The organism is Marinobacter sp. (assembly GCF_041687235.1).
Taxonomy (GTDB): domain Bacteria; phylum Pseudomonadota; class Gammaproteobacteria; order Pseudomonadales; family Oleiphilaceae; genus Marinobacter.
Map to the genome: position 1 here is coordinate 155,856 of NZ_JAWLCH010000005.1, position 18,897 is coordinate 174,752.

General features: G+C 55.5%; 31 protein-coding genes. 1 reads left to right on the forward strand and 30 read right to left on the reverse strand.

Features of this window, described 5'->3' with window-relative positions; genetic code table 11:
- Positions 1 to 10: 10 nt before the first annotated feature.
- The 8 genes from ACESMK_RS09435 to ACESMK_RS09470 all read right to left on the reverse strand — a co-directional run bounded on the left by ACESMK_RS09435 (position 11) and on the right by ACESMK_RS09470 (position 6,521).
- The gene (locus ACESMK_RS09435) at positions 11 to 526 is read right to left on the reverse strand and encodes a hypothetical protein (RefSeq protein WP_372997571.1); all 516 of its coding nucleotides are present in this window, start codon (positions 524 to 526) and stop codon (positions 11 to 13) included.
- Positions 527 to 869: 343 nt separating this feature from the next.
- The gene (locus tag ACESMK_RS09440) at positions 870 to 1,808 is read right to left on the reverse strand and encodes a hypothetical protein (protein ID WP_372997573.1); all 939 of its coding nucleotides are present in this window, start codon (positions 1,806 to 1,808) and stop codon (positions 870 to 872) included.
- A gap of 216 nt (positions 1,809 to 2,024) precedes the next feature.
- Positions 2,025 to 2,813 (reverse strand): hypothetical protein, encoded by a 789-nt coding sequence (locus ACESMK_RS09445; protein WP_372997575.1) that lies wholly within the window; start codon positions 2,811 to 2,813, stop codon positions 2,025 to 2,027.
- 216 nt (positions 2,814 to 3,029) lie between these two features.
- Complete coding sequence (locus tag ACESMK_RS09450; RefSeq protein WP_372997577.1) at positions 3,030 to 3,278, reverse strand: hypothetical protein; 249 nt, start codon at positions 3,276 to 3,278, stop codon at positions 3,030 to 3,032.
- Between the two features lie 147 nt (positions 3,279 to 3,425).
- Positions 3,426 to 4,760 carry an IS200/IS605 family accessory protein TnpB-related protein gene (locus tag ACESMK_RS09455; protein ID WP_372997579.1) on the reverse strand — a complete coding sequence of 445 codons (1,335 nt, stop codon included), beginning with the start codon at positions 4,758 to 4,760 and terminating at the stop codon, positions 3,426 to 3,428.
- Between the two features lie 57 nt (positions 4,761 to 4,817).
- Positions 4,818 to 5,171, reverse strand: a complete 354-nt coding sequence (locus ACESMK_RS09460; protein ID WP_372997581.1) for a hypothetical protein — start codon at positions 5,169 to 5,171, stop codon at positions 4,818 to 4,820.
- Between the two features lie 46 nt (positions 5,172 to 5,217).
- Positions 5,218 to 6,021, reverse strand: a complete 804-nt coding sequence (locus ACESMK_RS09465) for a hypothetical protein (RefSeq protein WP_372997583.1) — start codon at positions 6,019 to 6,021, stop codon at positions 5,218 to 5,220.
- Between the two features lie 14 nt (positions 6,022 to 6,035).
- Positions 6,036 to 6,521 carry a hypothetical protein gene (locus ACESMK_RS09470; RefSeq protein WP_372997585.1) on the reverse strand — a complete coding sequence of 162 codons (486 nt, stop codon included), beginning with the start codon at positions 6,519 to 6,521 and terminating at the stop codon, positions 6,036 to 6,038.
- Between the two features lie 543 nt (positions 6,522 to 7,064).
- Between ACESMK_RS09470 and ACESMK_RS09475 the strand changes: the two genes are divergently transcribed.
- The gene (locus tag ACESMK_RS09475) at positions 7,065 to 7,328 is read left to right on the forward strand and encodes a hypothetical protein (protein ID WP_372997587.1); all 264 of its coding nucleotides are present in this window, start codon (positions 7,065 to 7,067) and stop codon (positions 7,326 to 7,328) included.
- On the opposite strand, the gene ACESMK_RS09480 is transcribed toward ACESMK_RS09475, so the two are convergent.
- The 22 genes from ACESMK_RS09480 to ACESMK_RS09585 all read right to left on the reverse strand — a co-directional run bounded on the left by ACESMK_RS09480 (position 7,312) and on the right by ACESMK_RS09585 (position 18,887).
- Positions 7,312 to 7,695 carry a deoxyribodipyrimidine photo-lyase gene (locus tag ACESMK_RS09480; protein ID WP_372997589.1) on the reverse strand — a complete coding sequence of 128 codons (384 nt, stop codon included), beginning with the start codon at positions 7,693 to 7,695 and terminating at the stop codon, positions 7,312 to 7,314. The genes ACESMK_RS09475 and ACESMK_RS09480 overlap by 17 nt on opposite strands.
- 4 nt (positions 7,696 to 7,699) lie before the next feature.
- On the reverse strand, positions 7,700 to 8,029 hold the full coding sequence (locus tag ACESMK_RS09485) for a hypothetical protein (RefSeq protein ID WP_372997591.1): 330 nt from the start codon (positions 8,027 to 8,029) through the stop codon (positions 7,700 to 7,702).
- Positions 8,013 to 8,474, reverse strand: a complete 462-nt coding sequence (locus tag ACESMK_RS09490) for a hypothetical protein (protein ID WP_372997592.1) — start codon at positions 8,472 to 8,474, stop codon at positions 8,013 to 8,015. The genes ACESMK_RS09485 and ACESMK_RS09490 overlap by 17 nt, the downstream gene beginning before the upstream one ends.
- 271 nt (positions 8,475 to 8,745) lie before the next feature.
- Positions 8,746 to 9,294: a hypothetical protein gene (locus ACESMK_RS09495; RefSeq protein WP_372997594.1), complete on the reverse strand. Its 549-nt coding sequence runs from the start codon at positions 9,292 to 9,294 to the stop codon at positions 8,746 to 8,748.
- A 17-nt stretch (positions 9,295 to 9,311) separates the two neighbouring features.
- Positions 9,312 to 9,602: a hypothetical protein gene (locus ACESMK_RS09500; protein ID WP_372997596.1), complete on the reverse strand. Its 291-nt coding sequence runs from the start codon at positions 9,600 to 9,602 to the stop codon at positions 9,312 to 9,314.
- A gap of 275 nt (positions 9,603 to 9,877) precedes the next feature.
- A complete protein-coding gene (locus tag ACESMK_RS09505) occupies positions 9,878 to 10,558 on the reverse strand; it encodes an RES family NAD+ phosphorylase (RefSeq protein ID WP_372997598.1) in 681 nt (226 codons plus the stop codon).
- Complete coding sequence (locus ACESMK_RS09510; RefSeq protein WP_372997600.1) at positions 10,559 to 10,960, reverse strand: antitoxin Xre-like helix-turn-helix domain-containing protein; 402 nt, start codon at positions 10,958 to 10,960, stop codon at positions 10,559 to 10,561. It lies immediately after the preceding gene.
- Between the two features lie 82 nt (positions 10,961 to 11,042).
- Positions 11,043 to 11,327, reverse strand: coding sequence for a hypothetical protein (locus ACESMK_RS09515; protein WP_372997601.1), 285 nt, complete (start codon positions 11,325 to 11,327; stop codon positions 11,043 to 11,045).
- 30 nt (positions 11,328 to 11,357) lie between these two features.
- Positions 11,358 to 11,552: a hypothetical protein gene (locus ACESMK_RS09520; RefSeq protein WP_372997603.1), complete on the reverse strand. Its 195-nt coding sequence runs from the start codon at positions 11,550 to 11,552 to the stop codon at positions 11,358 to 11,360.
- The gene (locus tag ACESMK_RS09525; RefSeq protein ID WP_372997605.1) at positions 11,549 to 11,872 is read right to left on the reverse strand and encodes a hypothetical protein; all 324 of its coding nucleotides are present in this window, start codon (positions 11,870 to 11,872) and stop codon (positions 11,549 to 11,551) included. The genes ACESMK_RS09520 and ACESMK_RS09525 overlap by 4 nt, the downstream gene beginning before the upstream one ends.
- 251 nt (positions 11,873 to 12,123) lie before the next feature.
- On the reverse strand, positions 12,124 to 13,686 hold the full coding sequence (locus ACESMK_RS09530) for a DNA cytosine methyltransferase (protein ID WP_372997607.1): 1,563 nt from the start codon (positions 13,684 to 13,686) through the stop codon (positions 12,124 to 12,126).
- A gap of 210 nt (positions 13,687 to 13,896) precedes the next feature.
- Complete coding sequence (locus ACESMK_RS09535; RefSeq protein WP_372997609.1) at positions 13,897 to 14,379, reverse strand: hypothetical protein; 483 nt, start codon at positions 14,377 to 14,379, stop codon at positions 13,897 to 13,899.
- A gap of 1 nt (position 14,380) precedes the next feature.
- Entirely contained in the window at positions 14,381 to 14,659 is a 279-nt protein-coding gene (locus tag ACESMK_RS09540) for a hypothetical protein (RefSeq protein WP_372997611.1), read from the reverse strand.
- A gap of 74 nt (positions 14,660 to 14,733) precedes the next feature.
- The gene (locus ACESMK_RS09545; RefSeq protein WP_372997613.1) at positions 14,734 to 15,252 is read right to left on the reverse strand and encodes a hypothetical protein; all 519 of its coding nucleotides are present in this window, start codon (positions 15,250 to 15,252) and stop codon (positions 14,734 to 14,736) included.
- On the reverse strand, positions 15,249 to 15,917 hold the full coding sequence (locus ACESMK_RS09550) for a hypothetical protein (RefSeq protein ID WP_372997615.1): 669 nt from the start codon (positions 15,915 to 15,917) through the stop codon (positions 15,249 to 15,251). Before ACESMK_RS09550 ends, ACESMK_RS09545 begins: the two co-directional genes overlap by 4 nt.
- Positions 15,914 to 16,297, reverse strand: coding sequence for a hypothetical protein (locus ACESMK_RS09555; protein ID WP_372997617.1), 384 nt, complete (start codon positions 16,295 to 16,297; stop codon positions 15,914 to 15,916). Before ACESMK_RS09555 ends, ACESMK_RS09550 begins: the two co-directional genes overlap by 4 nt.
- 29 nt (positions 16,298 to 16,326) lie before the next feature.
- Positions 16,327 to 16,524: a hypothetical protein gene (locus tag ACESMK_RS09560; protein WP_372997619.1), complete on the reverse strand. Its 198-nt coding sequence runs from the start codon at positions 16,522 to 16,524 to the stop codon at positions 16,327 to 16,329.
- A 216-nt stretch (positions 16,525 to 16,740) separates the two neighbouring features.
- On the reverse strand, positions 16,741 to 16,950 hold the full coding sequence (locus ACESMK_RS09565) for a hypothetical protein (protein ID WP_372997620.1): 210 nt from the start codon (positions 16,948 to 16,950) through the stop codon (positions 16,741 to 16,743).
- A 46-nt stretch (positions 16,951 to 16,996) separates the two neighbouring features.
- Positions 16,997 to 17,602, reverse strand: a complete 606-nt coding sequence (locus ACESMK_RS09570; RefSeq protein ID WP_372997622.1) for a hypothetical protein — start codon at positions 17,600 to 17,602, stop codon at positions 16,997 to 16,999.
- A gap of 13 nt (positions 17,603 to 17,615) precedes the next feature.
- On the reverse strand, positions 17,616 to 18,104 hold the full coding sequence (locus tag ACESMK_RS09575) for a hypothetical protein (RefSeq protein WP_372997624.1): 489 nt from the start codon (positions 18,102 to 18,104) through the stop codon (positions 17,616 to 17,618).
- The gene (locus tag ACESMK_RS09580; protein ID WP_372997626.1) at positions 18,101 to 18,301 is read right to left on the reverse strand and encodes a hypothetical protein; all 201 of its coding nucleotides are present in this window, start codon (positions 18,299 to 18,301) and stop codon (positions 18,101 to 18,103) included. Before ACESMK_RS09580 ends, ACESMK_RS09575 begins: the two co-directional genes overlap by 4 nt.
- Positions 18,291 to 18,887 (reverse strand): hypothetical protein, encoded by a 597-nt coding sequence (locus ACESMK_RS09585; RefSeq protein WP_372997628.1) that lies wholly within the window; start codon positions 18,885 to 18,887, stop codon positions 18,291 to 18,293. Before ACESMK_RS09585 ends, ACESMK_RS09580 begins: the two co-directional genes overlap by 11 nt.
- Positions 18,888 to 18,897 lie beyond the last annotated feature (10 nt).

Genomic DNA, 18,897 nt, shown 5'->3' on the forward strand with positions numbered 1-18,897 from the left:
CCCGTGGGTTTTACTGGATTTCCTCAGGCGGAATCTCGTCCCAGACCCATCCGTCACCGATCGCGTATACGTGCTTCACTTCACCTTCGAAGGTGATGTCGAAACCTTTGTATTCCTCGAATCGGCACTCATCATCCACTTCTTCGCCCATATCAACGACGAAGGTGTCCCGCTCCTTGTCGAATGTCATGTCCGGGCCTTGCTCCGCCAGCATCAGGGCGCCTTCTTCCTCGAAGACCGGCATGGCAAAGCCGTTCCATAAACGGCCAGTGGTGAAGCCGGGGATCGGATCATCGTAGGCACCGTCGATGTTGAAGTAAGCGGCGCGATACTGAACGTTGCTTATCTCGTTCTCACTGACGTTGCGGAAGATTTCGTCAAATTTCTCTTCTGGCAGCCGGTTTACAAAACCGCCGCCCATCGGAGCGAATTTCACAAAACCTTTTTCCTGCTTGCCGTGACGGGCAATAGTGACTGCGCCGGTCGGGTAGGTGTTCTCTTTTGGGATATAGATATCGGTGCTCATGGTCTTTCTCCTGCCTGCGTGTTTGCCTAACCTGAAAACCATTTTACCAGAGCAAGTACACCCCGCAAGGTGTATATCGGGTTAATTATCCGCGGCGCAGCCGTGGCGTAGCCAACCGGCCTTAGTGCACATAAAAGGGCGCACCGCGCCCCGGCTGGCGGAACGCCAGGCACAAAAAAACCCACCAGATGGTGGGTTTCAACGCTGACCTGGGCTATCGGTACAGTTCTCTTACATCAATCTGAGCAACGGTCAGGCCGGTTTGGTGGCAGAAATCGTCAAGCTCATCCGGATTCAATGTGTGAAGGGGTAGTTGTCCCCGCCAATGGCGGGAACCGCTTCATCAGGCGACTCGCAGAAGGCGAGGGGGTACCCGGTAACCGCGACCATTGTCAGAATCAACGCTGATGCTCTTCCTGTTGATTCGAACAACTCGCCCCTCCACCTGTTGCCCCTTGAAGGGAAACTTAACCTTGTCGCCAACAGCGAAGCCGGCGCCCTTTGGTGGTGGTGTTTCAATCAGCGTGGGGGTCGGAGCCCTATCTCTGGCAATAGCTCGGTCCTGCAGCGCTTTCAGGTACTCGCCTTCGTTGAGTTTGGTCACCAAACTCGAGGAAACGCGGTACTTCATGGGTATGCCATTTTCAGTGCCATGCACTGTGAGGCTTTTGGGGTTGATACGGACAATTCGACCGAGCGCGATCGTGCCGCTAATTTCAAAACGAACCGCATTGCCAATCTGGAAATCACGGCCATGGCTGGCAGGTTTGACCGCTGCCTGAGTAGTGGGTTTTTGAGTGCGTACGCTGTCAACGTCAATGCCCAATCGCTCCAACGTGCCACGGAGCGAAGTCCTTACGTCCTCGCCGTGCTTGGCATGCAAATCCGTCAGAATCCGGTAGAACGCAGGATTATGGACGGATCCTCTGAGGCGTTCACCGCGCAGGGTCTGAATCGCATGGGCGAACTCGTGAAGGATCGTATGGGCCAACAGCGAAGACACCGACTGGTCACCGTTGTAGAACCGGTAACGTTTAATTTCTCGGGCTGAAAGCCACGCTGCACCATTGCCGTTGGCCTTCTCTGCGACCATGCCGGGGCCGAAGGTGAGTTTGTGGTTTCCGTTCTGGGCCCTGTGATAGGTGCTATTGCCTTTACCTGCCTTGGCGGTGACGTAGGCGTTCTTTGCCTTGAACTCATCACGGTAGGCCGCTCCCAGGAGACTGGTGGCAATCGTAGCCATTGCGTGAGCGACACGACTTGCATCATAGGGAGTAATCATCGTTTTCCTGCCTTCTTTGTTTGCCTAACCTGAGAACCATTCTACTAGAATATAGACACCCTGCAAGGTGTATGTACTCCGGAATCCCGCGGCGGTAGCCGTGGCGTAGCCAACCGGCCTCAGTGCACACATAAGGGCGCTTGCGCCCCTGGGGCTGGCGGAACGCCAGGCACAAAAAAAGCCCGCGTCGCGGGCTCTGCTGGAGATGAAACTGTATCAGCCGTTATCGGCATTTCTGGCTGAGGCCAATCGCTGGGCGAAATCGGCCATGTACTGTTCAAAGCTTTGCCTTGTTGGTCGGACGTACCAATCCCAATACACCCACAGATCGGTTACTGAACTGTGCAGTTTGGCGCCGTTCATAGCCTTTTTGGCGACATCAGCCACGGTGTTTTCGAAGGCCTCAAAGGCTTCGGGGCTGGCTTTCGTGTCCTTGTGGATCATCATGCCACCACCCCAGCCGTCATCAGAGGCGTGTCCAATAACTTCGTTACCGGCCCGAATTTTTGCAGTCATAGGCTCGGAATCGTCGTGGCCAGACACAATCTGGTAGTTGGTCACTTCATACAGATCGAGCGGGCTATCGAAGCTCGGTAGCTCCTCATGATCCACAAAGCATGCTGCGACTTCATAAACAGTGTCGCCGGCGGCAACCTTTATGGTGTCTCGACCGCCTTTAACGACACGCCCATAGACCTCGTTATCCCCATCGTCACGAATGGCAACACACATGCCCTTTTTGAAAAGGAACCTGACGCCCATTCGCTCGTGAATAGCCCTCGTGTGCTTTGGAAGATCGCTCACCTCCGCAGGTTTGCACTTAAGCTTATCGAAGAAGGCCTTTTCACTGGCCCCCAAAGGGCATCTGAAATGCTCGCCCTGATTAAAGAAAACCTTGGTTAAATCATCCCTCTTTTCCGGATTCATGTAGACGAAGCCGACAATCGATTCCCCTGTTTTGGGGTGGGTGAAACTGACTGGATCAAGATGATTGAAATGGTACATAGAATTTCCCCTGCCTGTGTGTTTGCCTAACCTGAGTCCTATTCTACCATCAATAATACACCCATCAAGGTGTATTTATGCCATATATCACGGCGACAGCCGTGGCGTAGCCAAACGGCCTCAGTGCACAACAAAGGGCGCTTGCGCCCGGCTGGCGCAACGCCAGGCACAAAAAGCCCGCATCGGCGGGCTAGTCGGAAGGGGAAGTTGGTCTCATCAGGCGGCGAGGTCGCTTTCTACGATCGCCCACAAATAGAATTTACGCTCGATCTCTTCGAGCGGCCCACGGAATTCCTCTTTGTAGTCCTGAAACCACGCTTCACCGGTCTGAGGGTCATACCCAAGAAGGTTCGGGCCAGGGTAGGTAACGCAGTAGTCCGTGACGTTGATCCCCTCCACCAGATGTTCGTACTCGGCTGGCAGTGTGGAAACGTGGTCAAACTCTCGGCCTTGCTGAAATCTCAAGAATGAGATGACCTTGGTAGAGTCGAGTTCAAGTGTTTATGGTGGCCAAAGCCTCTGCACTGAAGTCAGTATTAGCTTCATCTTCGCCAGTTGCTTTGAACCCTCCGCGATTCATTCTAAGAATTGAGTCGCGGATTCTGATCACTCTCACGCGGCTTCGGTGTTTAGCCAAAGTGTGGAGAGCGTCACCGGGGTTCCCGGTGTGGGGCCAGACTTAGGCTGGCCCTCACGGGCAGAAGGCTTACGCTTCCTGCCCTGAAAATAAACAAGCCCACGGGCCGCAATGTTGTAGGCCGCATTGAGGTCTGCGTGGTATCGCTTGCCGGAGGCAAAGGTACACAGGCTGTAGTTGTTCGCATCCCGTTTAACAGTGCCTGAACCATCGAACGCCTGGGCGCTGGTGCCTCGGGCATAGACCAGGGTTGTGCGTAACCCGATTTCCTGTGCCTTGCTTTGAAGTCGGGTGATCAGCATCCGGTGAAACCAGCGGTGAAACTTCGCCTTCATCGGTGAGCGCTTGCGCCCGGCCTTTGGACGCCAGTGTTTCAGGTTTTCCGCAATCACCGCCTGACACTCATGCTCCAGCGCCAGATTGATCAGCCTTCGGCTGATCTGATGGGCCTGGTTGTCCGCCAGATGTTTCAGGCGCTGGTGGTCTCTGGCACAAAACCCGGCAGGAAGGTGGGTGCCGTGGCGGGTGTGCTTCCTTGCCTTGCAGCGGATACGCTGGATCAGTCGATGCTCACGGTCTTTATCACTGCGCCGGAGGAAGCCTCTGGCGTGGACAGTGCCTTGATCATCGACCACCGCCCAGGTAGCGGCTGTGTTGATGCCTACGTCTACCGACAGCACACGCTTTGGAGTACTGGTCAGTGTTGCCGGTGTGAACTGCTCCGGCAGGGACAAGCCCCACTGTTTCCCATTGAAGGTTAGCAAGGGCGATTTGGCGGTCCCGCGACCGCGATAACGAAGTTTCCCGGACAACCGGAAACTCATCCAGATCCAGTCGTTGCGATATCGGACTTTGATAAAGGCCTGCGTGGCGGCCTCGTTGAGCTTGATGCACTGGCCGCCGTACAGGCTTGGAAAGGTGTTGGTGCTGGCGGTCAACGTTGGGGGTCGCGAATGCGTGGTCCGACGCTGGCCATCGAGCCAGTCGTTGTAACGACTCATGAAAGATCTTACTTGCCCCACGGCATCCATGATGGCGACACGCCGCAAATAGGATGGGAACTTGTAATACCGGTTCTGGAAGTACCGGTACCTAACGCATGGACGCTTTGAGGTGGGATGAATGAGCCCCTCGATCACGGCGACCGCCTCGTTACCTTTGGCAGGGCCAACTGCTGGCCAATGCGTGAACGCCACCGTCATCAGATCCCGAACCAACCGACGATACAGTACCAGAGTATCGCCCAACGCTTCGCGCTGGGCCGAACTGTCGGCATGAATTCGGAGTCTGTCGGATCGGAAAATTGGCATACCGATACTGTATAAATAAACAGTGCTAAAGGCAAATCGCCTTGACTACCGAATCATTCACAGAATCGATTCGTAGAATGCGGCGGTTTTTTTGTTCAAATACTGCGCGTATGCGCCAGAGATCAAGTTGTGCCAGGCAACCGGTTTATACCGGCCGCCTTCCTGAGCTGAAGCAGCAGCATCTGTCAGGGATTCATTCGCGTAGTCCGCCAGCTCAGGCGTTACAGTCACAGATGGCTCACGGTCAGTAGTCTGTGCATCGTTTACAGCATCGCGGATTTTCGCGGCCCAGACCGGCGTTTTCACCGTCTGCAGTGCCGGATCTCGGTCCTCAAGCTCGTTGTGGTCTGCCAGAATTTCCAGCGCTTCGAAGATCATCGTGGTCGATATGTTGTGAGTAGGGCGGTCCATGGTTCTGTCCTTTCAATCTGAAGCCCGGGGAAAGCCGGGCGTCTGGTTAAACTGGGCGAAGGATTTCGCGATTCAGATTACGGGCGGCTTCAAGCGAGATCGTATGCGTCGGCTCTTCCTGATTCACGTCTGCGAACACGACCAACTGGAGTTCGCCTTTGTACTGGATCAGCGTGAACAGTTCGCCCATGTCGTCCTCTGAAGCGTTGTCCGTATGGCCTTCCATTCGCACTGCTACGCCATGGGGCAGGACAGAAATCGTCCCTCTGGTGGGTTGGTAATCACGTTCCTGGTCCTGGATGACAACGGGGTATTCCTGAATGTCATTCACGGTGGGTGCGGATGGCTTTCTACCAGCTATTTCGGGGCGCGGTTCAGCGGCCCGCCAGTAGGAATCGAAGGCAACGGCCACGTTGTCTGTCTCGACAACCCAGAGCACCTCGATCGGTTCATCAGCGTAGTAAGAGCAAAACTGCTCGGCTTGGTCGCTGTCGCTGGCACAACACCGGAAAGCTTGGGGAATGGGCATCATTTCCCCATTCTTGGGTTTGTAGATCACAACCATCGGGACAAGGGGTTCCTCATCCTCCGGCATATTGACCCAATCGGAGCCTTGATCCAGATCCCCAATATGGATTGGGCACTCCTGGCCCTTTTCCTTAGGGCCGAAGCTCGAGCACATTTCTCCCAGATCGAAGTTGGTGGTCCCGTGACGCACATCGAAATGCTCTGCCACCAATTCCGCCAGCTTGCTCTGAGCCTGGCTGATCAGTCGAATCAGTTCGGCTGATCCTTCAATTTCGTGATCCTGTGCGAGGCCGACCAGTTGGCCGGTATACAGTGCATGCATCGTCTGATCTCCTCTCAGGCTGCTTTTCGGAAAGGGTCGATCACGAAGCCGTCTGCATCGAGATCCTGTTGGTTGTAGGCATCAAGGGCTGCTTCCATGACCTGAAGCTCATAACCTGAACCAAAAAAGTCATGGCCGACAAAACCACCAATGATGTTGTCTTGAATATTGTCGAACCTCTTCCACTCACGGCCGGTCCAGTACTCGGAAATCATGACCCAAACACCGGTGCGGCTGATTTTGCGGCGGAAATTATCCGCTTCCCGCTTTAACTGTTCAGCGGGGACGCTGGGGTTTGCTGCAGGATTGAAGCAGTCACCGGCCAGTTCATCAAAGCCACCGTGCGTGTCGGCCTGGCGCGTAAGACGAATTTTGCCAAGAAGAATGGCGTCGATGACGGCTTGAACCGCCTCATTAGACTTCTCATAGCCAGTGCTCAGGTGTTCTTTAAGAGACTTGATAACCCGCTGGTCCAAGTCTGGGAGATTCTTGATGTTCATAGGGTGATAACTCCTGCCATTGATGTCCTAACCTGGTATCCATTTTACCAGAAGGTAGACACCATGCAAGGTGTATAATATGGGCGATCAACGGCGCAGCCGTGGCGTAGCCAACCGGCCTCAGTGCACAACAAAGGGCGCACCGCGCCCAAGAAAAAGGATCCTGAGAAGCTGGTCAGAAAAGGCTTTGTTGAGGCTCTGGCTCTGCCGTTTTGAGTGGTAAGCCGTGGCGGATCGCGTGGATATTCTCTTTCACTTGCCTCCTGACTTGCAAGATTACGCTCGACAGGAAAATTTGGGTAACAGTTCGTTGCTAAACACTGTTCCTGGTTCCAAAAGCACCTATCTTGAGGCAATCTCATCTGGACAGATGTCTCAGGAAGAGGCGATGAGGTCTGGAAATATTGATGCCTCTGAGTTTGGGCGTCTTGATAGCGAGATCCCACAGAGCCGGTAACAAGGATTAGAGTAAGCCCCCAGTTCGGGGGTTTTCTTTTCCTAATTGTTTCGATGCCGTAAGAGCACAACGGAAAGGAGTTTATTATGAAATTGTTTTTGTCAGTTTTTGCGGTTTGGTCAATCACTCTTTGTATGGCATGGGTTTTCGCCCCAGAAAGTGCCGCCTATTCCAGTTATTGGACTTGGGTGTTTTGGATCTGGTTTGTACTCGCAGTGGGTATCATCAGAGGTGCTATCGCCTTTCACTCAGGTTCTTCGTCAGAAGATGTTGATTACGACAGTGAGGATGACGATATTAGCCCATCACTCCTGGCGAGCGACCAGCTGGATATCACAAAGAATTTTTAACGCAATTTAAAGTGCCGCTCTGAGGCTTTAGGGGTCCATTGATGAAATTAATGGTCTCGCGGTGGGTCCAGATCTTGGAGATGGACTGCTTGCGGTGCAGTAAGGTGAGAACATCGAGGGCTTCACCAATGTATTCCGCCAGCTCACCCCCAATGGATCTGATATTACTGCCCAGTTCATCCAGCGTTTCCCGGGTAAAGGCTTGGTGCTGGCGGGCAACATCCGGCTGACGGATGATTGAAGGTTCGTGTATGAAAACCGGGAGAACCGGACCAGACCGCCGGTATTCCTTCATTGCAAAGAACAAAGGCTCCGAGTCCTGGAGGCGAAGGTTGCGCTGCTTGAACCACAATATTTGCAAAGGCAAAGCCTCAGAGGTCTATGGTCTCCCCGGTAACCCGCGCAACGGAATCAATGAAATCCCGTAACGCTTGCTGGGCCACTTCGCACTCTACGTCGGAGTGCTCGAGCCATAATGAGAAGAAATCCCGGGCTTCCGGCCGCAAGGGTTCCCGGGTGACCAACTTGATGAGAAGTTCCCGGCTATGCGTCTCTGCCTGCATCCGGAAGAAGCTCAAGCTTCGGTCATGGGCCCGTGTGGCGAGGAGTCGACGCCGGTATAAGGCAGTGTCCTCGAACACCTGCTGAACTTTACGTTGCTCAGAAAGATCCAGCCCTCTCATATCAGGAAAGTGACCCATACAGATACTGCGATGCTGCGTGATAGATATCGGGATTGCCGGCAGGAATGAATCGGAGTAACTCGGTTTGCCTGCGCAGAAATAGCCGGGCCTCACTCAGTGGCATGGTTGCGGTCTTTTGTGCTCGAGCAAGAATGCCAGCCAGCATTACAGTTTGAGCTTCCTCCGAAGATGAGCCCATCAATTCAGCTACTTCCGCGCTTGGGTTATCCTGGCAGTCTTGGGCCAATCTGACCGGTATGATCTGGGAAACCAGCGAATACACTTCCTTGCCGTAAACCCTGAGGATGTAATCCTCATTAACCACCGGGTAGTGGTTATCAAAAACAATGCTCGCCGCCTGGACCATAGTCAGGTTGGCGCCGACAACGCCAAGAATGCTTGCTGCAGACTTAATGCCGGAAAATCGGGTCGTGCGCGTGTAAAAGCTTTCTGCTTGTCCCATTTAGAAATGTCTCAGTAGAGGGCAAGCCGGAGCTTGCCTGATTCATGACATTAAAATCATAAATCAGGCTACAGCATATACATGTCTTTTACACATACAGGTCTATGTGTAGACCAAGATTTAACATTATTTTATAAATTTCCACCTATGTTGCGGCCCTGATGGCGTAGCCAACCGGCTTCAGTGCACATGAAAGGGCGCTTGCGCCCCGGAGAAAGAAACTCCCCGGGTGAGGTAAGCCCGCGCCGGCGGGCGATGGTGAGGTGTTCGATCAGGCGGCTTGGGCTTCTGGGCGTCTGCCGACCAAGGTCTCGAAGGTGCGCAAAGCAAACCGTGTATCGCTCATAGTGCGGAAGCAGCCGATGCTGAAGGCCTCGGCATCAGCTGGCTCGACTGAGAGGCTGAAGCCCTGATTGTGGCGGATTGGGCTGAACCGAGTGCCCGGAGCTTTCAGTTCCTCCACGTCGACATCCACGCTGCTGAAAAAAGCCCAAGCTGCCAGCAAGTGGCCCTCGGAGAGGATTCGATCGTAGCTGGCAACGCCGAAGTGGCCGAACAGCTGGAACAGTGCCTCGATGATCCCAGGAACAAAGTCCATGTCGAAGGGTTCGTCATAGAACTCCTGAACCCTGCTATAGAGCTGGTTGATCTCGATCGCAAGGTTGGCCGCCCGCTCCCGGGTCTCAGACACGCCTTGGTCATTCAGGGCGCCCTCGAGGTAGTCGCCGTAGGGGCCGTTGATGTGATCCGGAATATTCAAGGTCTCCCAGACGCACATTGCCGTGGTGGCCAGTTCAATGTTTCCTGCTGCATATTTCATGGGTCGTCTCCTGCCGATCAATAGGGAATGTCGTTATCAAACACCGGGTCAAAATCCGGGTTGGTCGCGTCATAAGCCAGCTTGTTAGCCAGAGCCTGATAATCTTGCTCCTGACGGATGAGAGCTTCTGCCTTTTCGATATCGGGGAAAGTTGCGCGTGCCTTGCCGTTTGCCCACTGCCGAGCGTTGCCATCGTCCAGACCGGCATGGCGAGCTCCGGAGTATGCTTCGGAATAGATCTCGTCGAACTGATCGGTCAGAAGATATGCTTCTTCGAGAAGAGCTTCGGGTACGGATGCGATTTCCATGGTGTCTCTGCCTGCCTGCGTTGTTTGCCTAACCGAACTTCATTTTATCAAATGTCGTACACCATGCAAGGTGTATATAAGGCTTATTTCCCCGCGGCGCAGCCGTGGCGTAGCCAACCGGCCTCAGTGCACACAAAAGGGCGCCTCGCGCCCCTGGGGCTGGCGGGACGACAGACACAAAAAAAGCCCGCTAAGCGGGCGAGTAGGATAGGGTGGCCGGGCGGTAGGTTGGTAGGCGGCAGGAGTCCGCCCGGCCGTTGAACGTGTCGCTGGTGTCAGACCAGCTCAGCAGTGTCCACGATCTGGCGGTTAGAAATGATCAGCTCGTAGTGACCAGCCTGAACCACACTTTCGACATGGCGCGGCGTGAACAGGCCCCAGCACAGGGCACCCGGATTACGAACTGACCAGTACTGGATGCCTTCCAAATCGTTCTTGCGCAGTTTCGCGCCCAGCGTCTGGGCGTCTGCATAGTCGTCCTTATCGTAGATCGGGTCCGACAGGTCCAGAACGGTTGCGTCCGCCAGCTCGCCTGAAAACTGAACGGCCAGAGTACGCAGCACGATGCGATCGAATTTCAGGTCTTCAACTCCGGCAACATAGCGACCCCAGTGGTAGGAAACCTCGGCCAGCGCGGTCTCTTTCTTGTCGGCAATATAGAAAACACCGTAGTCGCCATTGCTGAACCGGCTGCCATCGGGCGCAACGTGGGTGAACGGTGCAACGGCATAACTGGTTCCCTGGATATCCCACGGCACTTCGTCCAAAGACACGTAATCAAGATTGCCCACTTCGTTATTCAGACGCGGGTTCGTCAGCTCCTGGAGCGCGTACAGTGCCTCGAAGTCGTCCAGACTCGACACGTCCTCAAACAGGTGAATGGTCGGCAGCTTCGAATTGATCAGCCGATAACCTTTCACCCGCTCAAGGGTTTTTGTGGGTAGGGAAGCGCCCATTTAAACCAATCCTCCACGCAGCGCATCCACGCGCTTGAATGTCTCATAGAGCTTGGTGAACTCACCGCCCTCAATGACTTCCATCGGGGTCCGGCCTGAGAAGTACGGGTTATGGTTTTTCATCCTCATAAACCCGTACTGGTTCTCTGGGTTCTCAAACACGATCCGCAGGGCCTGGTGAATGTTCAACAGCATACTAATCCGGGAAAGCTGGTCAGCGTCCAGATTTGCGCCGGCCGGATCGCCCTTCAGCTTGAAGTACGTCGCCCGTTTCATGCGCAGAATGGCCTGGGCCTGCTCGGCACTGCATCCCCACTTATCGAGGATGTTAAACGCGGCCTTCAGGCCAGCAACGCTGAGTTTTTTGTTGCTGAAGCTTTTCTGTGCCTTGACGGTATTCATAAGGGCCTCCGGTACCAATCTTTATCTAAGTACAAATATAGACTATTTTTACTAAACAGTCCATAAATAGACCTAGATTTAGTCAAAGATTAGCTCCGGTTTGCTCAACGGCTGTCTGGATGGCCCGGATAAACTCGGGCCTCGACAGATCAATGCCTTCTGCGGCCAGGGCCAGCAGCAAAGACTCCATGCCGTCCGCGGCAGCAACTCCGCGTGCCTCTTCAAGGTCCGGGTTTTCGGTTTCATTCGGGTCTACAAACTGCCCGCGCAACCCGCTGGTTATCTGCCAACCGCTATCGACTAGCGACAGCACTATGTCGAACGGCAACCGGATCTCGGTTGCAGGTACTTCGGCTGTTTCTGCCACGGTATTGATCCTATTCCGATCAGCCGGCCGTTAGGCCAGGCTGATATCGAGTTCTGCAGCAATCTCCTCGTCTGAGAGGCCACACTGATCCAGGTACTCAAGCTGGGCGGACATGCCGTCGTTATTGATCGCACTGGCTCGCCGTGAAGCTTGCTCGTGCACCAAGTCGTCCAGCATGCAGGATTCGATGCCTTGTTCCTGGATTCTTTGTTTCAGCGATTTCATGCGGCAACCTCCTGAGTTTCGACCAGCTCAAGACTGGGGATGTGCTCGGTGGAAGTAATGCCAGAGTGCAGCCAGCGAACCTTGGCATACTTACCGTTAACGCTCAGGACTTCTGCAGAGCCATTGCTCCTCAATGACGGATCGTCGTAACGGACGGTACGCCCCGGTTCAATGTTTGCCATCAGATGGTCAACTTTGACGTTGTGATAAAAGCTCGGCCAGAACTGCCGAACTGGCGATACCACGTAACCGCCTTCAACCATGACCGGGCCCGGCCCTTGGTAACCGATTGCGCGTAGAGTGTCGGTAACATCTCTCATTGGATTCTCCTGCTGTGTATTTGCCTAACCTGAAAACCATTTTACCAGAAGCAATACACCATGCAAGGTGTATATAGGGCAATTTCTCCGCGGCGCAGCCGTGGCGTAGCCAACCGGCCTTAGTGCACACGAAAGGGCGCCCCGCGCCCCGGCTGGCGGAACGCCAGACACAAAAAAAGCCCGCATAGCGGGCAAAGGTTGGCAGGCATTCAGGGGTCACAGGGAATTCCAGGTATTCCCTGTGACGGGAGTCAGGCGGCGTTGGCCAGTGCGGGGCGGTAGCCGCCGATCAGCGCAATGCTGTCGTCGGCGAAGTGGATTACATGCGGGTACCGGTCCAGATCAATGGCTGCGGCCTGCGGCATTTCCTGCTGCTCGGCAGTCAGGTAGAGGATGTCGCTGTCGAACCACTCATCATTTGCAGCCATGGTGCCAACGGTCAGGCCGATCTGAGTCAGCATCTCAATGCCAAGCTCGACAAAGACTGCTTCGAAGGCTGGGATGATCACGCCCTGTCCAAGGATCTCGTGGCCAACGGTGTTGGAGTTGCCGGCGATGAGGGAGGCCGGGGCACCCTTCACCGCACAGTGTTCGGTCAGAGTAAGCAGCCGGGTCAGCTTCTCGTCAGTCGGGTGCTTGATGCGCGGCTCGGTGCTCCGGACCTTGGCATAGCCGCGTCCGATCGTTCCGACCTTTTCAGCAGTAAGGTCCAGCTCCTGCATTGCAAAGCCTTTGCCAGCGGCTTTATCGCGGTCTGCCTTCACGCGGAGATAATCGTAGTCCTTCCAGATTTCGTCATCGGCGCTGAATTCTTCAACAATGTCCGCAAGCGTGTCCGGCTTCTTGGCAACGCTGCGCACTTCCGGGAACAGGTTCATAGCGTCCAGACCCTTGGATGTGGCGATCATGGCCAGACGGTCCCGATTTTCAAAGGCGCCCAGATCGTTGCCGTTCAGGACAGTCTCACGAAGGGTGTAGCCCCACTGGTTCAGAACAGAGCGGATAATCGCCATGCTCGCACTGGAAGCGTACTCGACCACGTTCTCAAGCGTGATCACCGCCGGGTTCATCGCTTCGATGTACCGGAGGAAGTAGTAAAACATGGAGCCGGCCTGATCGTGCTCTTCAGGATGGGTAAGGCCGTTCTTGGAAATGCCGCTCTTGGAAGCGCCTACGCAGGGAACGCCACCGGTCAAGATGTGCAGGCTCAGGTCTGCAGGAAGCACAGAGTCCTGAATCGGGCCATTGATAATGATGGAATCTTCCCGGAAGAACTGGGGGTTGTTGGCGTAGCTGCTGCCGATGTAGCGCGGATCCCACTCAACCGCCAGCTTGGTGTAGCTGGAGATGCCCACACGCTCAAGGCCACTGTGAAGGGCGTAGTCGAGCATCCCCCCACCGTGAAAAAGTGACCCCAATTTCAGGGGCTCGCCCTTCATCAGGGTTTCGAGAAAGTCCTTCTCGCGGGCTTTGATACGCTCTTCGTCAACATGCGCCCGGATGGTGATCTTGCCCTTGAATACGCCAATGCGGAGCTTCATCTGGCCCGGCAGGGCGTCCAGAACGGTCGGGTCTTTGATTTCGATCAGCGGCTTGGTGCGGCCGTCCTTCAGGGTCCGGCGGGAAACGCGCACGGTGCCGAGGGAGTCGCTACCCGGCTTCGGGTGCAACTGGAAGACGTTGCTCTTTTCGTGCTTGCGGATGTGCAGAGTGACGCCCGGCTCAATACCGCCGTGGCGGAGGTGGAAGCCCTCCATCCAGATTCTGCGGGTGCCGTTGTTTTCGCCAACTCGGGAGTAGATGATAACGCTCATGTTCTGTCCTGCCTGTTTTTCTGCCTAACCTGTAGAGAATTATAGCAAAACAGAGACACCTTGCAAGGTGTATTTGCGGATTTTTCACGGCGCCAGCCGTGGCGTAGCCACTGGCCTTAGTGCACACATAAGGGCGCTTGCGCCCCTGGCTGGCGGAACGCCAGGCACAAAAAAACCGCACTGAGTGCGGTTTCTGATTGGTAAGCGAAGTTAAGGCTGGGTTCCGGGGTGTGGGATAAGGGCAATCTCAGCCCCGGAATTTTCCAGAATCTCATTGGCCATCTCGGCAAAGGTGAAATCCTGCTTCTTGATCGCCCGCTGGGCCTCGTCTGACCGGGCGATAGCCTCAAGGGTGGCTTCCATGGTGGGCCCGGGGTTGAGCAGGCCGGCTACTTCCCAGATAAGGGCTGTCCGGAAATCAGCGTTGGCGAGCTGCTTCAGCGCGGCTTCAGCGTTGGGGAATACAGCCTCAACGCAGTCAGTCCACCGGTCCATATTCGGGTAACAGATAATCCCGATCCGGGCATTCGGTTCTGAGGGGCCTTCGCCGTTCTCTGGATTCTCCAGAACGAACACCGGCTTTTCGTCGCCACCTGGGGCGAGCATCAGCAGCTGGTAGCGACCACCGGAGGCCACCGAATCAAACTCAAGGCCGTGGCGTTTCCCGATTGCTGTAATGTCGTCGGTGCTCATCTCATTGTCCTTCTGCGTTGTTGCTGTCGGCTGGGATCTTGGCGTTGATCACCCCCAGCGCCCGGTTCACCATATTCTGGGCCTCGTTAAGGATTTCCAGTTCGTTCTCCTCATCGTGCAACCAGTGCCAGGACTGGCCGACGCCGCCCAGACAATTGGCATCGACATGATCGTGAAGCTCACTGAAGTTGTCGATCTTCTTGAGCTTATCGTTCGAGAGGATATCCAGAAGGATAGCCCGTGATAGGCGCTGTGCCTTGAGCAAATCTTGTTTCGTCATGGGTGTTCTCCTGCGCTTAATTGCCTAACCTGACAACCATTGTACCACAGAGAAAACACCGTGCAAGGTGTATATTAGGTTATGGAAGTCTGATCTTCAACGGCACCGAAGCTCACTTCAACCCAGCCGGACACGTACGCACCGGGGTCATCCCCGAGGGAGGCCACGGAGTGCTCGTCGAATTCCACGTCAATGTGACTGGCGGCTGAGATGTAGGCGAGTTCTATGTTGTCCTCGTCGGCATCCTCGTCCAGATCGTCGCACCCGGCGTCGGCGGCATCGACCCAGACCCAGCACATTACCCGGTACCCATCATCTGCAAAGGCCACGGGGAGGTCATCAGCGAATTCGACTTCTCCGTCTCTTCCATACATCCTGCGGGCGACGTCCCGAGCCTGTTTTACCTCTTTGTACTTCCTATCCACGACCAGGGCAGTATCTGGGCCGGCAATAACGCTGGCAGAGCCGTTGTAGAGAATGTCCTGTGCAACGTCCTGGCGATTGAAGTCTGTGAAGTCCGCAAGCTTTGTCAGGGCTTCATCCAGAGAGTCGGCTTCATGCTCCACGGAGTTCAGGTTAATCATGTATCTCATTGGGAGCCTCCAGCTTCCATGTGGTGTTTCAGGACCAGGCTGGCCGTTTCCTCGTTAATCGGCATCAGAGCATACCCATTGTCGGCATCACCGTAGGTAACAACAACGCCGGAGGGTGTCAGAAACAGGTCGGTCGATTCCACCCCCAGTAGCTGCTGATAGGATTCTTTGCTGATGGCGATATAGGGGCGAACAAGGTGCACGAAGCTGATACCGAACTTCTCAACTGATCCGGTCAGGGGTTTGAGGGTAGAGCAGTCGAAAGCGAAGTCTGCAAACCAGCTTTGAACGGCCTGAATGACAGATAGATTGTCCTCGGCGGCTTGGTCGATGAACTCGGCCGTGACCTCGGCAAAATGATCAATGCGCAAAATGCCTTCAGTAACATCTTTGGCGTATTGGTTTTCGCTCGGCTGCTGGCGCTCAATATGCGCTTCGCTGGTCCACCAGCCACGGTAGTCAACGCCACCTTCCGGGTCTCCGGGCATAGTGATGTTGTCGAATAGCTCGCCTTCGCGATAGCCCTGAAGCATCATTTCGTGGGCCCGATCCATGCCGGTTTCTTCCAGCGCCTCAATGTGGCGCTCAGGGGTCTGGTCGGTGGTGTTCCAGCAGATGTTGAGAGTGATGGTCTTGGTCACCTTGAACTGGGCGTTGCTAGTCATTTTTCTGAATCCTTCTGTCCTGAGTGCGGCAGGGCGGCAAGTGGTAAGCCGGCTTTAGCCCACTTGGATAACAATTCTGGGGTGGCCTTGCTGACAAGGCCGGTTTCTTTCAGCTCGTTCTTCCCGGTCAGCCTGAAGGTATGGCTGTTGTGGGTCACCGGAAGCACGGGCTTGAGTCGGCCGGTCGTGATCGTGACCAGATGAATGGCAGCGGCCGGTTCGGTAAACGCTTTCTGCCGTTTCTGGCAGGCCAAGAAGTGGACTGTGTTATTTCGGAAGGTGACGCTCAGCGGTACCCACGTCTTGAGTTGATAGCCCTTGATTGAGCTGAACGCTTCGCGGATCGCTTCCTCTGCGGATTCGGGTGCCTCGGGTTCCATGGCAAGTTTCCGGTTCGCGGCGCCCATCGTTATGGACGCCAAGTGCTGGTTGGATTGCCGATAAGGCATCCGTGCTCGGCCCACTCTCTGAGTCGACCAGCTTCCTCGTAACAGCTCTGGATTTCCCAGTGGTTGCCGTCCGCGTCGGATTCCCGCAAGCGTTCAATCTTCTCTTCAAGCCTGATGGCCCGGCGCTCCAATAATTCTTTGGTATGTCTCTGTGACATGCTGCCCCCTGTAAATGTCCTAACCTGAGACCATTTTACCATTCGGCGTACACCATGCAAGGTGTATAAGCTTGAAATGCACGGCGACAGCCGTGGCGTAGCCAACCGGCCTAAGTGCACACGAAAGGGCGCCCCGCGCCCCGGCTGGCGGAACGCCAGGCACAAAAAAACAGGCCTCGGAGGGCCTGCTTAGTCGTTAGTAGGTGAGAGGATGTTTCAGGGCTGGCGCATCAGCTCCGATTCCCGCCAGCCGCCGCCCTCGGTGCCATCGGAAAACTTCAGGTACCAGACGGGCTCATTGGATCCATTCGGGTGACATGCTGGATCCGGGTCCTGCATCAGGATTCGGCCGCTGGCATTCAGGCCGGGAACACTGACGCGATCGCCAACGGATAGGGGCGGGGTGTTCTGGCTAACCTTGGGCATGGGTGCTCCTGTCGAAAACGTTAAAGGTGAAACCGGTTCCAGCCCTCTACATGAGGGCCAGAGTGGGTTCTTCGATGGTGTCCGGGAGGATGGTCCAGAGTTCCCATTTCGGACTCTCCTTGCGGGCATCCGCCAGTTCGCCCAAGGCGATAGCGTAGGGGATCACCTCGTACGACGGCCGGTCATCCCAGTGCTCGCCGGTATCCGGATTCGAGACTTGGTACCCGATCGGGTTTTTGGACAGCTCCCAGTCCTCAGCGTTTTCAAGCACTGACTCGAGCAGGACGTCATCTCCGGTACCGGGGAACCAGATATCCCCGGCCTGGGACTGGTTAAACGCGAAGTTCAGTTCCTGAAAGGTGATCGCCGGCGTGTTGATAGGTACCTCTGCATCGAATTCGTGAAACAGGGCGGAAATCCACACTTGTTCATCCGAGACCACAATTTCAGGGGTGGTGGCTGAGAAATCACCGCCGTAATACTGGGCATCCGGTTTGGTGAATCGAGCCTCGGAAAGGTCATTGTCTGTAGACAGGGCAATGACCTTGGCAATACGGTCTATGTCCGCCTCGCTCACACTGAGAACGACGGCGATCGGGTTCTGTACCAGGGGCCCGGAATTGCAGGTCATGACCATTTTGATGCTTTTCATAATGTCTCCAAACTCATTGAGTTACTGCGTTGTACTGGGTATCGGCTGTGAAGGCCTCGACGTTGCCGGCGTAGTGCTCGGCGATGTAGGCCTCAAATTGCCGGTCGTCGGGTGATAACGGATCGTGGGTAAAGGCCAGACCGTCATCGAGGCTTTCCAGATCTGCAACCGGCACGAAATCAGCGTGGGGATCCTCGCGAAGTACCAGGGTATCGACCGGGAAGTCATACCCGCCGTCGCCGAGGATCAAAAAGCTGCTCTCCGGGCATGCACCGCTGAACCAGTCATCGACAGAAATTGCCGGGAGCCCGTCTGCGGGATATGCCAGGCTGAACACTCGGCCATACCGTCTGGCCACGTTGGGGGATCGGGACAGGAACAGCATGTCTGCTTCGTCACTGCGTCCCCGGTCAGGCTGCCAGCCAGTGAAACCGCCAGCAGCCGCGCCGTGATAAAACGTGACCGTGGAGGTGGCGACTTTGACCGCCTGCTCAATACTCATGTTTCGGCCGATACCGGAACCTTTCGGCTCCCCAGAATCACGACATGGGGCCTTGAGGTCATGGTCAGGCGTTCGTCCCAATGCCGCTCGATCATGATTTCGCGGGCCCTGGGCCGGGTGTCGGCTTCGACTTCATCCACGGCCAGGGCTTCCCCGTTACTGGTGCCCCGGATCTTGAGGAGGCACTTAAACAGCATCCGTGTCCCCCTCAGACTTCTCCGCGGTTACCGCCGGCTCAAATTCATGGCCCTCTACGTGGTATTCCGCCTCAATGTCACTGCTGAATACCTGATCCGGGGCCAGGGCCATGGCATGGATTTGTGCGGAGGCCGGGCCAATTTCGTTCTCAACCTGAATCTCGCGGCAGCGAACGGCAGTCCGGTGAACCTCGAAGGTGTAGGTGCCATAGGCAGCGGGGTCCGGGTACCGGCGTTCATGCTCCGCCAGCGCGTACGTTGGTACCGCGTTGAAGTCGTAGGGGTTCCCGCTGAAGTAGGGCTCAATCGCCGGGGTGTTGCACTCTGGACAGTCCTTGGCGTCGTTGAGGTCGTCTTCGACGGTCCACTCATGGAAACAGTGGGTGCAGCGGTACCGGCCCTGCATCAGGTGCTGTGCGTTTACCTTGTCCAGAGCATCGTTTACCGATTTCCGGAGGGCGCTGACTTCCGTAGGGAAGGGGGTGTTCCCGGAGGCCACCGCCGCCAGCATGTCGCGAACCTGATTCATCAGGGCTTTTTCCACGGTCATGGTGGAAGTTTCAATGGTTACTTTGGGTGCGGTCATGGGGTGTACC